Origin of the sequence: Clostridium sp. UBA4548, assembly GCF_002387895.1 — a bacterium.
GTDB lineage: Bacteria > Bacillota > Clostridia > Clostridiales > Clostridiaceae > Clostridium_J.
In genome coordinates this window covers 37808-51048 of sequence record NZ_DGLI01000001.1, presented here as the reverse complement: position 1 = coordinate 51048, position 13241 = coordinate 37808, and the positions used below count along the sequence as shown (strand labels likewise).

16 protein-coding genes are annotated in these 13241 nt (G+C 29.6%); 15 read left to right on the top strand and 1 reads right to left on the bottom strand.

The window, feature by feature from the left end; genetic code table 11:
- Positions 1–351 precede the first annotated feature (351 nt).
- The 5 genes from B3040_RS00280 (at position 352) to B3040_RS00260 (ending at position 3934) form a co-directional block, all read left to right on the top strand.
- A complete protein-coding gene (locus B3040_RS00280; RefSeq protein ID WP_291569268.1) occupies positions 352–957 on the top strand; it encodes a class I SAM-dependent methyltransferase in 606 nt (201 codons plus the stop codon).
- Positions 958–1067: 110 nt separating this feature from the next.
- Complete coding sequence (locus tag B3040_RS00275) at positions 1068–1241, top strand: zeta toxin family protein (protein ID WP_291569267.1); 174 nt, start codon at positions 1068–1070, stop codon at positions 1239–1241.
- Positions 1242–1333: 92 nt separating this feature from the next.
- Positions 1334–1930, top strand: coding sequence for a phosphoribosylglycinamide formyltransferase (gene purN / locus B3040_RS00270; RefSeq protein ID WP_291569266.1), 597 nt, complete (start codon positions 1334–1336; stop codon positions 1928–1930).
- A gap of 174 nt (positions 1931–2104) precedes the next feature.
- Entirely contained in the window at positions 2105–3001 is an 897-nt protein-coding gene (locus B3040_RS00265) for an aminoglycoside phosphotransferase family protein (protein ID WP_291569265.1), read from the top strand.
- Between the two features lie 159 nt (positions 3002–3160).
- Positions 3161–3934 (top strand): alpha/beta fold hydrolase, encoded by a 774-nt coding sequence (locus tag B3040_RS00260; protein ID WP_291569264.1) that lies wholly within the window; start codon positions 3161–3163, stop codon positions 3932–3934.
- A 407-nt stretch (positions 3935–4341) separates the two neighbouring features.
- Here B3040_RS00260 and B3040_RS00255 read toward each other — a convergent pair whose 3' ends face one another.
- Entirely contained in the window at positions 4342–5307 is a 966-nt protein-coding gene (locus B3040_RS00255) for a CAP domain-containing protein (protein WP_291569263.1), read from the bottom strand.
- Between the two features lie 471 nt (positions 5308–5778).
- Between B3040_RS00255 and B3040_RS00250 the strand changes: the two genes are divergently transcribed.
- From B3040_RS00250 to B3040_RS00205, 10 genes are all read left to right on the top strand, one after another.
- Positions 5779–6489, top strand: coding sequence for an HAD family hydrolase (locus B3040_RS00250; protein WP_291569262.1), 711 nt, complete (start codon positions 5779–5781; stop codon positions 6487–6489).
- A 51-nt stretch (positions 6490–6540) separates the two neighbouring features.
- Positions 6541–6957 (top strand): DUF523 domain-containing protein, encoded by a 417-nt coding sequence (locus B3040_RS00245; protein ID WP_291569261.1) that lies wholly within the window; start codon positions 6541–6543, stop codon positions 6955–6957.
- Positions 6958–7064: 107 nt separating this feature from the next.
- Positions 7065–7439, top strand: a complete 375-nt coding sequence (locus tag B3040_RS00240; protein ID WP_291569260.1) for a hypothetical protein — start codon at positions 7065–7067, stop codon at positions 7437–7439.
- 324 nt (positions 7440–7763) lie between these two features.
- Complete coding sequence (locus tag B3040_RS00235) at positions 7764–8069, top strand: hypothetical protein (protein ID WP_291569259.1); 306 nt, start codon at positions 7764–7766, stop codon at positions 8067–8069.
- 62 nt (positions 8070–8131) lie between these two features.
- Complete coding sequence (locus B3040_RS00230; RefSeq protein WP_291569258.1) at positions 8132–8857, top strand: alpha/beta fold hydrolase; 726 nt, start codon at positions 8132–8134, stop codon at positions 8855–8857.
- 63 nt (positions 8858–8920) lie between these two features.
- A complete protein-coding gene (locus tag B3040_RS00225; RefSeq protein ID WP_291569257.1) occupies positions 8921–9829 on the top strand; it encodes an alpha/beta hydrolase in 909 nt (302 codons plus the stop codon).
- 49 nt (positions 9830–9878) lie between these two features.
- On the top strand, positions 9879–10379 hold the full coding sequence (locus tag B3040_RS00220; protein WP_291569256.1) for a GNAT family N-acetyltransferase: 501 nt from the start codon (positions 9879–9881) through the stop codon (positions 10377–10379).
- A 229-nt stretch (positions 10380–10608) separates the two neighbouring features.
- Complete coding sequence (locus B3040_RS00215; protein WP_291569255.1) at positions 10609–10986, top strand: hypothetical protein; 378 nt, start codon at positions 10609–10611, stop codon at positions 10984–10986.
- Positions 10987–11337: 351 nt separating this feature from the next.
- On the top strand, positions 11338–11760 hold the full coding sequence (locus B3040_RS00210) for an NUDIX hydrolase (protein WP_291569254.1): 423 nt from the start codon (positions 11338–11340) through the stop codon (positions 11758–11760).
- A 395-nt stretch (positions 11761–12155) separates the two neighbouring features.
- Entirely contained in the window at positions 12156–13166 is a 1011-nt protein-coding gene (locus B3040_RS00205) for a phosphotransferase enzyme family protein (protein WP_291569253.1), read from the top strand.
- Positions 13167–13241: the final 75 nt, after the last annotated feature.

The window sequence follows — 13241 nt, the reverse complement described above, 5'->3', positions numbered from 1 at the left end:
GGGATCATACACCTGTGAGTTATTCCTAGAACATTTAGCTATACAGCATAATACTTTCACTTTAGATATAAGTAATTAGAAGTTAAGGTATATTATTACAGTTATTATATGGTAAAATAGTCTTGGTTGAGAGAACCATAATTTCAAAGAATTATTAAAATAGGTATTTTAGATAGAAAATTGTGAAGATGCCACAATAGTTTTGGGAGGTAAATATAGCTTATCTTTTTATAAAACAGAGAAGCTGAGAGCTTATAATGTTAAAAATGCAATATTATTGATAGATTTATTAATTACAGAAGTGAAAAATAGATTGTTGTACAATGATTTATACCATGGGGGAGGTAAGTTGTGAAAAATTTTGAAGATAAATCAAGAAAAAGTTACAATGAAAAAGCTGATGACTATGATAAAACCTTTGATGGAAAGTTTACAGTAAAATTTAAAGAACTTTTATTAAGGGAAATTACAATAGAGAATAATAGTAGCATTTTAGATGTTGGTTGTGGGAATGGAACATTTCTTAAAATGTTGGCAAATAATTATAATATTGAAGGGTATGGGATTGATATTTCAGAAAAGATGATTGAAAATGCAAAAAAAAGGTGCCCACGTATGACATTTGAAGTAAGCGGTTGTGAGTATACACCCTTTAGAAATCAAATGTTTCATGTGGTGACTGTTTGTGCTTCATATCATCACTTTCCAGATATAAAAGCCTTTGCTAAAGAAGTAAGCCGAATATTAAAACCAAAAGGGTTGCTTTATATATCGGAGATATACTATCCATTAATTATTAGAGCAATTGTTAATCCATTTGTACTATTGTCAAAGGCTGGTGATGTAAAGTTTTATTCTCCAGAAGAAATTCAAAGTAATTTTGAAGAATATGGCTTTGAGAAAGTGGATTTTAAGAGGGAAGGGCACATTCAAGTTATTGTATTTAGAAAGCTATAAATGAATGCAGTATATTTTATCATTTGGTATTCAGAATGTGATTTGTATTAGCGGTTTTCCTATAAAACAATATAACCTTTAGATTTTAAATAATTGACTTGGAGGGCATTATGGAAAATAAGCTTATTTTAGTAGAAGGCATACCAGGAGCAGGTAAGACTACCACAGCAAGAATAATAAAGGAAAGGTTAATATCAGAGGGTAAAAATGTAATACTTTACGAAGAAGGAATGTCTCATCCGGCAGATATGGCATGGAAGTGGATGATATTTACCAAGCTATAAAGGCAAGATTGTTTTGGAACTAACTTTATTTGTTTTAAAGCTTTAGATTTAAGGCGTTACATATAATTTTAAATAATAAGGGGGAACTAGCTATGAATATAGCAGTATTTGCATCTCATGGGGGTTCTGATTTACAAGCTATTATTGATGGTTGCAAATCAGGAAAGATAAATTCACAGGTTAAGCTAGTAATTAGCAATAATTCAAATTCTATGGCACTACAAAGGGCTAAAAATGAAGGAATATTAGGATACCATATTAGCCAAAAGGTAATTTCTGATAATGGTGAATTAGATAAGAAAATATTAAGTATTTTAGTTGCAAATGAAATTGATATGATTTTTTTAGCTGGTTATTTAAAAATGTTGGGAACTTCAGTTTTACAAAAATACTCTAATAGAATATTCAATATTCATCCTGCGTTGCTTCCAAAGTATGGAGGAAAGGGAATGTATGGTATGAATGTACATAAGGCTGTAATAGAAGCAAGGGAGAAAATATCTGGCGTAACTATCCATAGAGTAAATGAAAAGTATGATAGTGGAGAAATTGTTGCACAAGCAGAAGTACCAGTAATGCCTAATGATACACCAGAAGAATTAGCTGCCAGAGTTTTAGAGAGAGAACATTCTTTTTTGATTGAAGTGATTCATGCTGTTATCAATGGAAATATAAAATTAGGAGAATAATTTATTATTTGTAGGTAGAACAGGAAAATGATAAAAGATAGTTCAACGGAATGTTGGAATTAGCTAAATACGGATTAACTGAATTATTGATGTTAGAAGGTAATCCTCTATAGGAGGTTGTGGAATTATAACATAGTTTAAGAAATATAAAAAGATTTTAAAATGGGGGTCTTTATGATTTGTGAGTTTACTTTGTCAAAAAAACTAGCCGAAGACAACCTAAAAGTTAATAGCTTACATAGAATTGGTGCTGGTGATGATAGTGAGGTTTACTTATGTAATGACGAATATATTATAAAAGTACCTAAACGGGAAGAGGTTAAGAGGGCACAAGAAAAAGAAGTTATGCTGTATGATTTTTTATCAAACTTTAATTTACCCTTTGAAACACCTAAACCAATATTAAATGATGAGAATTTCAAGATGATTACATACATTAAGGGACAGCACTTATCTTATGATGATTACCAATGCTTAAGTGAAGAAGAAAAGGATTTATTAGCTATAGATGAGGCAAATTTTCTTAAAGCATTGCATGCTATCAGAATTGATTCATGGAATCCATTATTTAAGGATAGAGTTCAGGATAAAAAACAAGAATATCTAAAAGATAAAGAAAAACTTACTAATATATTAAGAGAAATGAATTTATTAAATGATAAGGTGAAAGAATTAATAAGTAGTATATATTCAAAATTATTTAGCTGTGATTTCTTATTTAATTATTTGCCATGCTTAGTGCACAATGATTTTAGTTCTCGAAATATGGTTTTTAATAACAATAGATTAGTTGGAGTTATTGATTTCGGAGACTTTTTAATAGGGGACCCTGACAATGACTTTTTATGTTTGCTTGACAGTAGTACAGATGATTTTGGCAAGGAGTTTGGGAGAAAAGTATTAAAATTTTATGGACATCCACAGCCTTTGCTCGCGGAAAAGAAAGCAGAAATTAATGACTCATATTGGCCTATACAACAGATTATTTTAGGATATGAACGTAATGATTCTGAAATGCTTAAAATGGGGATTCAAGAGTTGCTAGGATTAAATAAAGAAGTACCAATTTAATTATGTGCAGGGTGTACAGTAAACTATATAAGTAAAATTACAAGTTAAAAGGAGTAAGTTGGTGAGATGAAACGGATCAAATTAGGGGAATGAGTCCACACTTTATGGTTCTATCAAGAGAATAACGATTATTTTCCATAGATGAAGGGGGAAGCTAAGATGGATACAAGATATATTATTTCAAGTGACGGAGCAAAGATTGCTTATAGTGTAGCTGGCAAAGGACCTGCATTGTTATTGGCACATGGAGGTGCAGGCCGTTATAATAGGAAGTTATGGAATGACACTAATTGGGTTAAAAATTTAAGTGAAAAGTTTTTCTTGATAATGCCAGATATAAGAGGATATGGTGATAGTGATAAATCAGAAGATCCTAGCTTTTATTCAATAGAAAATATAATGGAAGATTTTAACAATATATTAAAAGATTGCAATATAGAGTCCTACTATTATTTTGGGTGGTCATATGGGGCAACAATAGGTTATCAGGTGTTAAAAAACAGCAGTAAAATAAAGAAAGCTGTATGTGCAGGTAGTTGTTTGGGGGATTATTTTTTTAAATTTGTTGCACCAATGATGATAAATAAGTTTGAAAAATTTAATTATCATAAGAGAACAAATTCCTTAGATGAACTAGATTTAACATATGAGGATAAGTTGTGGATTAAGGAATCAAATTTGGAAATATTGATAGCTCAATATAAAGCATGGGAAAATTGGCCCTGCATTATGCCAGTGGATATTCGTACTAAGTTAGCTATTTATTCTGGGACAAATGATAATAGTGAATTGTTAGAACAACTAAATTTTCAAAAAGAAGAGCTAAATAAGAATAATATAAATTTAAAAATATTTAATAATCTAGATCATTATGGACTAATAAGCAATTTGGATGAGGTATTACCTTGGGTGCTAAAACAGTTTAATGAATAACTTTTGTGCTACTAACCTTAGAGGATTATAATGAAATGTTATCAATATTAGAAGAACAATCTTCTTATTAGATCCATTAATCTTAAACTTATTATAAATTAAGTTATGTAAAAATATGGGTTTACTTTAAGAAACTATATGATATAATAAAAATAGAGGTGTAAGCAAAATTGGATACATGACAGTTGCAACTTGAATAAACTACATTTAGATTACAATTAAATTTTTATTGTGATAGATAGTATTTCATAAAAATTTATGTTAATCATCTATTATTATTTATTATATATTAACAACAAAAGAGACCACCAATATTGGTTGTCTCCTATTTATTATAATAAAATTAGAAGGTTTCACCTATCAAATTTTATTAATTATTAAATTTGATTTGTTTAAACAACTAGGAATTATTTTGTTGAGAAGTGTTGTGTAGCATAAACCCAGTTACCTTGGCTGCTAAACACTACTCCTGCAGACATCTTTGTCCAGCTACCATTTAAAATGTTAGCTCTGTGACCTGGAGAGTTCATCCATTGATCTACAAGGTACTTAGCAGTGGTTGTAGACTCTGCATAACCTTGGCTGTAGAATAAGTTTTCACCATAACTATTAGTATTATACTTGAAGTATTTAGTTGCTAAGTCCATTGGGCTAGCATTATTTAGTGATGGTGTATTGTGCTCAAAGTAGTTATATTGAAGCATGTTGTTAGATTTATATCTAGCAATTGGTCTCATTTGCTCTTCCCAAGTTAATGGATTAAGACCTGCTTTTGATCTTTCTTCATTAACATAAGTTAGAATTTCTTTTTCTACTGCTTCCATGTATTTAAAGCTCTTATTATTTGGGTTTGCTGGCACACCGCTTGGCACTGTAGTACTTGGTGTTGTAGCTGGTGTTTCAACCTTTGGAGCTTCTGTTTTTGGTTCTTCCTTAACAGGGGTTTCTACCTTTGGTGCCTCAACTTTAGGCTCTTCTACAACTGGAGTTTCAATTTTAGGATTCTCTATTACTGGAACTTCAACTTCAGGTACTTCTGCTTTTGGTGTTTCAACTACTGCATCTTCATTTGCTACCGGTGTTTCTTCTACTGAATTGTCCTCATCAGCAACTACACAATTTTCATTTGGTAATTGAACTTCTATTGGTGCTATACTGTCACAAGAATTTTTAAGATTTAAAGGTAAATTTATAGTTTGTCCACCATTTTGTGGATTAGAAATCTGCTTTTGAACTACTGCTGTAGTTGGGAATTTAGGTAACTCTACATTATTAGGAACTGTTCCAGCTGCGTTTCCAAGAACTGCGCCTGTTGCTGGACCTCCTGCAGTACATAATGAAAGAATTAAAGCTAATATTTTATTAGTTATCATATATCAACAACTCCTTATTTTTTATTTTGCTGCTTATTTCCTTGGGGGTATGTGTAACTCCTTGTGGCAATCAGTAGCTTTTATTTCTTCGGTGCCTTGCTGATGAACATATCTTAACATGGGAGAAAAGCTAAAACAACCCCTGTCCAAGAGTTTCATAATAAGGGTAAGATTATCCAACTAAGATTTTATTATTAAGATAACAGTTTTATAAAGCCTAAAATCAATAACTTATTTGTACTAATGAATTATAAAAAGCTTCAAATCAAAGGGGGCTGGGAAGAGGGGTTATATATCTGTGAGTTTTTCCTAGAATATTTAGATATAGAGCATAATACTTTCACTTGAGATATAAGTAGTTAGAAGTTAAGGTATATTATTACAGTAATTATATGGTAAAATGATACTGGTGGAGATTGGGCAATTATAAAACATGGTTATCAAAAGAACCTGATGGTTAGGAGGGGTTTTATGGCAAAAACAAAAGTTATTGTCTTTGATTTATTTGAGACAATACTTCATGATATTAAATTTGATTTTAATTCGGGTTTATTGTATTTACATGAAAATATCTTATCAAAAGATACTGATAAGGTTGAATTTCTACATTATGCTTCTACATATTGGAAAGGGCTTTATGATAAAAGAAGTGAGGATAATTCAGAACTGGCATTTGAGGACGAACTTTTAGATTTTAAGAATAAATATGGTTTTAAAGTGAATTTTTCAGTAGAAGAAATTTTATTTAATTGTGCAATTGAAATGAATGCTACTGAACTGTTTAATGACACTATTTCTACTTTAGAGCAACTTAATTTGTTAGGAATTCCAATTTATTTACTAAGTAACACCATATTTAAAAAGAATGTAATGAAAAAGTTCATTAATCAATATGATTTAGAAAAGTATTTTGTTAATATACATTTTAGCGCAGATTATAAATTAAGGAAGCCACATAAAGATTTATTTAAAGTTGTATTTGATGATATTAAAGAAGCTGATACCACAGTGGAAAAGGGACAAGTATACTTCGTTGGGGATAACTTTGAAGCAGATGTTCTAGGGGCTGAAAATTTTGGATTCACACCAGTTTTTATAAATCGTAAATATAATAGTGATATTAATAAGAAGAATTTTATTGAGATTAAATCCCTAAGCGAATTGCTAGAAATAATTAAATAAAGTTCCAATTTGCAGAGTGGAAGATAACAGGAATTTGGAGAGGTATTAAATATGAAAGTATTAGTTAGTGCATGCATTATAGGATGTAACTGTAAGTATAATGGTGGAAATAACTTAAATCCAAGAGTTGTAGAATTCTTAAAGGGTAAAGAAATAATTGAAATTTGCCCAGAAATATTAGGAGGAATGAGCATTCCAAGAGCTTCTTCGGAAATAGTAAATGGATGTGTTACTGAATGTAATGGTAGAGTTGTTCATAAAGAGTATGAACACGGTATTAAAGTGGCATTAGATAAAATAAAAGATGAGAATATTGATTTAGCAATTCTGCAATCAAGAAGTCCAACTTGTGGAGTTAATCAAATTTATGATGGTAGCTTTTCAGGAAAACTAATTAAAGGTAGAGGCTTATTTGATGAAACATTGATTCAAAATGGCTATAAAGTAATTGATTCAGAGGATGTATAAATAGTTACATACAAGGCTTCAATTGTTTATATTTAATAAGTAAAATTTCAGTAACAATGATACTTAACTTTGGTACAAAGCATAATATTGAAGGGGTGGAGCTTAGGATGAGTAAAAAGCATGTAAATTCAAAAAAAATAATAACGACTATTTTTGTTATTATTTTTACTATGTTATCATATTTTAAATTTTATACTATCCAAGTTTCTTTTAATAATGACCCAACAGTGGCTATTGTAAGAACAAAGGATATTCAATTATTAAGCAACATCTATAAAATCACTAATAGCAATCTATCCTATAATTGGTATGATGATTATGGGTTTAAATTTTTATATGCAGATGAAATGGGGCATATGTGGCAAAAATTTCATTCATTTATAATAATGCTATGGTGGATAAGTCTAATATATATATTGGTCATAGGGATAATAACTGTGATTCAAAGGCTTAGGAATAAAAGAATGAAGATAAGAGATTAGTTTGTTTCAATTGGTAATAGCAGCAAGAAGTTCTATGTAAGTAGTAAAGCAAACTAGGAAAGTGAGAGGCTAAAAAGTATGGAGAAGTCTTTAAATAACAAAAGATTAAGGATTAACTTATTAATTTTACTAATAATTAAAGGAGCTTTATTATTCTTGAATAAGGTTTTTTCTCTATATATTTTAATTTTTAGTATTAATCAAAATCCAATTAATTTAATATTAAATGCTTTGATTATCATATCTATCTTGAGGTTAATAAACCCAAGATTAAATAGGACTTTAAAGAGCCTAATGAATTTTATTGCAATTACATTTATCACAATGAGTTTATTATTTTCATTAATTACCAATACTCAGCCTAGATACTTTTATTTTCCTTCACCTAATTCTTCAAAAACTCTAATCGTAAAAGAGGGAACTTTTTTTAATAGCGGAATTATTAGCTTTTATGAAAGAAAAGGATTAATACTAGTAAAGGATTTAAAGGTTGTTGAATCTACTGATGATAATTATAGACCATTCTCAAGTAATGCTTATGGCTTAAACTGGTTAAATAATAGCTCTATTGAAGTTAACTATGGTTTTGGCGAAGGGGTATATAAAAGTGTTTTAATTGAATTGGATTAGCTGTGTAGAAAAAGCAAAATTATAATATAGAGATGCAGGGATAAGGAAGTTAGGGGGATTTTATGTTTATAGAAATAAATAAAATGAAACCATTGAATATATGCGTGAATTGTTGTGGAACTGGGGATCCAACTGTTGTATTTGAGTCAGGGCTAGGTTGTACACAGGATGATTGGAAGGTGGTGCAAAATCAAATTTCAAAACATACAAGTACATTTTCCTACGATAGGCTAGGCCTTGGAAATAGTGATGCAGATGACTTGCCAAGAACTAGCTTAGATCAAGCACATGAGTTACACATTGTTTTAAATAAAGCCAAGGTTAGAGGCCCTTATATCTTAGTGGCTCATTCAATTGGAGGGTATAATGCAAGGCTATTTGCAGCTACATACCCTAAAGAAGTGGCAGGTATTATATTCGTTGATAGTTCACACGAAAATCAGTTTGAGGATAGGGTGAAACGCTGTACTTCAAAAGAAATAGAATTGTTTAAAAGACAATTGATTGATGAAGAACAAAGTTTTGATGGACTATTAATTAGTGGCAAGCAAGTGAAAGATACAAGAAAAAAGGATACATTGAGGAGTATTCCAATAATTGTCCTTACAGCAGACCATAAGGGGCAAGAATCTTCTGTGATTACAGAAGAAACTTGGCGAAACTATCAAAGGGACTTAGCAACCTTATCAAATTATAGCAAACACATTATTGTAGAGGATTGTGGTCATTATATTCAGAAGGACAAGCCACATGTAGTAATTGATGCAATAAAAGAGATGATTAAATAAATTTGGTGGTAGATGAAAGAATTAATTGTGTTGTAATAAATAGGGGGGGGGGAATCGATTGATATGGAACTAATATGGAAAAAACTTCATAAGAAAGAGCGGAATGAAGTAGATTTAGAATATAAAATTTTGGGTAATGGTAAAAAAATGCTTGTTATAGAAACAGGCATAGGGAGCTCATTTTATGATTGGTATTCTATTGTGGAAGATTTAAAAGAGGATTTTACTGTTGTTTTATACCATAGATGTGGATATGGGAACAGCCAGGCCCCTAAAACTCCTAGAACTACTAAAAATATTGCAGAAGAATTAAATTGTCTTTTAGAAAACATAGGCATAAGAGATAAATTTATCTTAATGGGACATTCTTTTGAAGGGCTGTGTGTACAACACTATGCCAAAATGTATCCTTATAAATTAAAAGGTGTTGTATTACTTGACTCTACTTCCTTCAATTTCGAACAATTGTACATGCTTCATACACCAGTGATGAATTCTCTTATTGCAATAGATAAAATGATAGAGAATAATATTGATTCTTCAAAGAAATCAAAAGAAGAATTAGGGCAACAGAATAGAGGTATAATTTCAGCTTATGAAAATCGTATAAGTGATGAAGATATGAAAGCTGTAGAAGAATTTTTCACTAGTTCCATGCTTCATAAAACTATTGCAGAGGAATTTCAAAATTGGAATGTAGATAGTAATGAAATTAGGAGTATTACTGAATTCCCTAATATACCTTTAATAGTAATAGCAAGAGATAATAAGGTAGCAGAAAAAGAATGGATAAAATACAATGTTCCAGAGAAAGAGGCAATTTTATATGAAAGTCAGTGGCGCAAACTACAAATTGAGTTATCACGACTTTCAGAGCAAGGAAGATTAGTAATTGCTGAAAATAGTGAACATGAGATCTATTTGGAAAGACCAGATATAGTAATTAATAATTTAAAAACATTAATATTTTAACTTTATTTAAGTTATTGAGAACAGGAGTTTGTAGAGGCGAAAATCATTAGTGAAAGTAGAATTTAGTGTTGCGGAAGAAAAAGATTTGCAAGAAATAATTAACATATTTTATGATGCAATTGAAGAGATGAACAAACATAATATATTCCAATGGGACGAAGTATATCCAGATAAATACACCATTGAAAATGACATCAGAAATAAAGAGCTTTATGTTGGTAAGATTCATAGTGAGCTAGCTTGTGTATATGTTGTGAATGATGAATGTGATGAAGAGTATACTAATGGAAATTGGAAATATCCAAATGCAACTTATGCAGTAATTCATAGAATGTGCGTAAATCCCAAGTTTGAAAATCAGGGTATAGGAGCAGTAACTTTAAATCATATTGAAAAGAAGTTAAAAAATGAAGGTGTAGAGACTATAAGATTGGATGCTTTTTCACTAAATCCATTTGCCTTAAAAATGTATTATAAAAATGGTTACTCGAAAGTAGGACAGGCAATTTGGAGAAAAGGAAAATTTTATCTTATGGAAAAGAAGCTTTGAAGCAATGACTAAATTATCATAGGAATTTATATTTAAAGTCAACTAATTAATTAAGGCATACTTGTTATATTAAGCGAACTAATTAATATTCTTAAGTAGTGATAGGTTAAGTTTTTTACTTGTTACAAACTAACATTTATACCTATAACTTTTAGTGGATTATCTATGATAAAACAGAGCATAATTAGTTTATTATGAATATCACAGTTAAGGAGAGAATGTAAAAACTATGTGGGATAACATAAGAAAAGCTTTATCAGTTGCATTTGTTATATATACTGCAATTTTGCTATTTATTATTTATAAAAATATAGAAATTCCTTTTGCTTTTAAGTTTGGAAAGGGTTACTTAGTAATTCTACTGGTATTGGTTGTTGACTTTATAATCACTATATTTTATAAAATTATAAAATTAAAATGGATTATAATAAGAAAAATGATATTGAGATTTAGCATTAGCTTTATTGTTATTTGGAGTTTGACTGTTTTGCTTATATATCTAACCAAAGGTGAATTAAGGATAGCGGATAAGCTTTTTAGTTCTATAGCTATTTCCTTTGGTTCTACTTTTGGTAGTTTGGTATTTGAAAAAAAGAAAAGTGATTAATAAATATAGTGATTTGTTCGGAATTTTCTAATTTAACGACTAAAATAAATTTATAGACAATTCACATCTAAGCTTAGATGTGAATTGTCTTTATTTTTTCATTTGTGCAAATAGTATAAGATTTCAGGTATATTTTTACATTAACCTCATGGTAAAATATAGCTAGTAAGGAAAGTACTTGCTACAAATTTTGTAAATTAGCGTAATTGAAGTTTTTAAACTTTATTTAAATCATACAAAATAGTAAGTTGGTGAGGAGAAGTTTATTTGAAAAAGTAAAAGTTAGTGTTGAAGAAGAAAAAAGTTTTAAGAAATAATTAATATATTTTCTAATGTTGAGGTGATGATTTAGTGGTTCAAAGAGTTAATGTGCAAGTATTTGTCTTTTGTAAAAATCCATGTTTTAAAGTACTTATTTTAAAACGTACTCCTGAAAGGAGCAGTTACTGGCAACCAGTATGTGGTGGTGTTGAAACTGGGGAAAACTCCATAGAAACTGTACTGAGAGAGGTTTGGGAAGAGACAGGAATAAGTAATATCAAGTTAATTAGAGATTTAGAGTACACATTTAAGTATAAAGAACCCAAAAACAGTGTATTAATGGATATGCAAGATTTTTGTTTTGCAGCTGAAGTTGAAAATATACCTGAAGTAAAATTATCTGAGGAACATGAGGAGTATAAATGGTGCTCTTATGATGAAGCTAAAGAATACTTGACATGGGAACATAATTTAATTGCATTGGGAAAATTAATAAGCAATATCCAAATTTAGTGCTGTTACAATTTTACTTTAGTCCTGAATCTTCTTATTTAAGAACTAAAGTATAGAAATCATTCTAATTAATATGAAAGTGAAACAAATAATTAGAAGTAAGAGTATGTTAAAGCAAGATTATAATATAGGGCAAAGTAATATGTGGAGGGGTTAATATGGAGAGTTTTATTATTGGAGTAGCTGTAGGCATAATTGGTTCTTACATTTCTAAATTATATAAGAAAAGACAAAGATAAACTAAGATAGAAAAAACATTAAACATTAGTTAAATAAGTAAGTTGCAATTTTTCACATTAACCACATGGTAAAGTATAAGCTATAAGGAAATTATTTACTAAAGGATTTATGAATCAATTTATAAATATCGTAAGTATAAATTATTTCAGCAGGGGGTGGAAAAATTGAAGAAGGAAGTAAAGGAATTATTAAGTGAAGATATGTTAAAGGAAGCTGCAAAGAGGTTTGGAGTAGATATTTTAGCTATAAACTTAATTGGAGATTTTCAAAATTTTATTTATGAATATAAAAAACAAGGTATATCATACATTTTAAGATTAACTCATAGCTCACATCGAAAAGAGGAAATGGTGAGAGGTGAACTAGATTGGATTTTATACTTAGTTAACAATGGAGTATTAGCTTCAAAGCCTATCCGTTCTATACATGATAGATTAACAGAAAGAATTTATGTAAAAGATTCATACTTTATTGTTACATCATTTGAGAAAGCTATTGGCAAGAAAATTGGATATCCTGAATGTATTAGCAATGATGAATTATTTGAGCAATGTGGCAGAGTAACAGGGAAAATACATTTTTTAGCTAAGAGGTATATACCTTCAATAAAAGAAATTCAAAGACCAGAATGGACAGAAAACTACTATTTACAAAATATAAAGAAATTTATTCCTGTTGATCAATATAAAGTCTATGAAAGTTATGAGGCTATAGTAAATAGAATTAATCAATTCAGTAAAGATTCAAATTCATTTGGAATTATTCATGGAGATATTAATGTTGGAAACTTTATAGTAAGTGATGAAGGGATTAATATTTTTGATTTTGATGAGTGTCAATATAGTTGGTTTGTAGAAGATATAGCTATCCAATTATTTTACATTATCTATATCTTCTTAGATGATAGCATAGATGAGAGGCAAGCTCAGGCACAACGGTTTATGGAAAGCTTTATGAAAGGTTATTCTAAAGAAAATTCTATAGATGAGTACTGGTTAAAACAAATACCTATATTTCTTCAGCTCAGAGAAATCATTGTTTATATAGGGATACATCGTAGCTTTGATTTGTCAAATTTGAATGAGTGGATGAAAAATTACATTTTGCAAAGTAAATCTAGAATTGAACAACAAATTCCTATAATAAATGAGATTATAAATAGCTAATTCATAATTTGCTTATTAAGGGTAGACAATTTCCACCTAAGCTTTAATCAAATTAAAGTGTTAGAAGTGAATTGT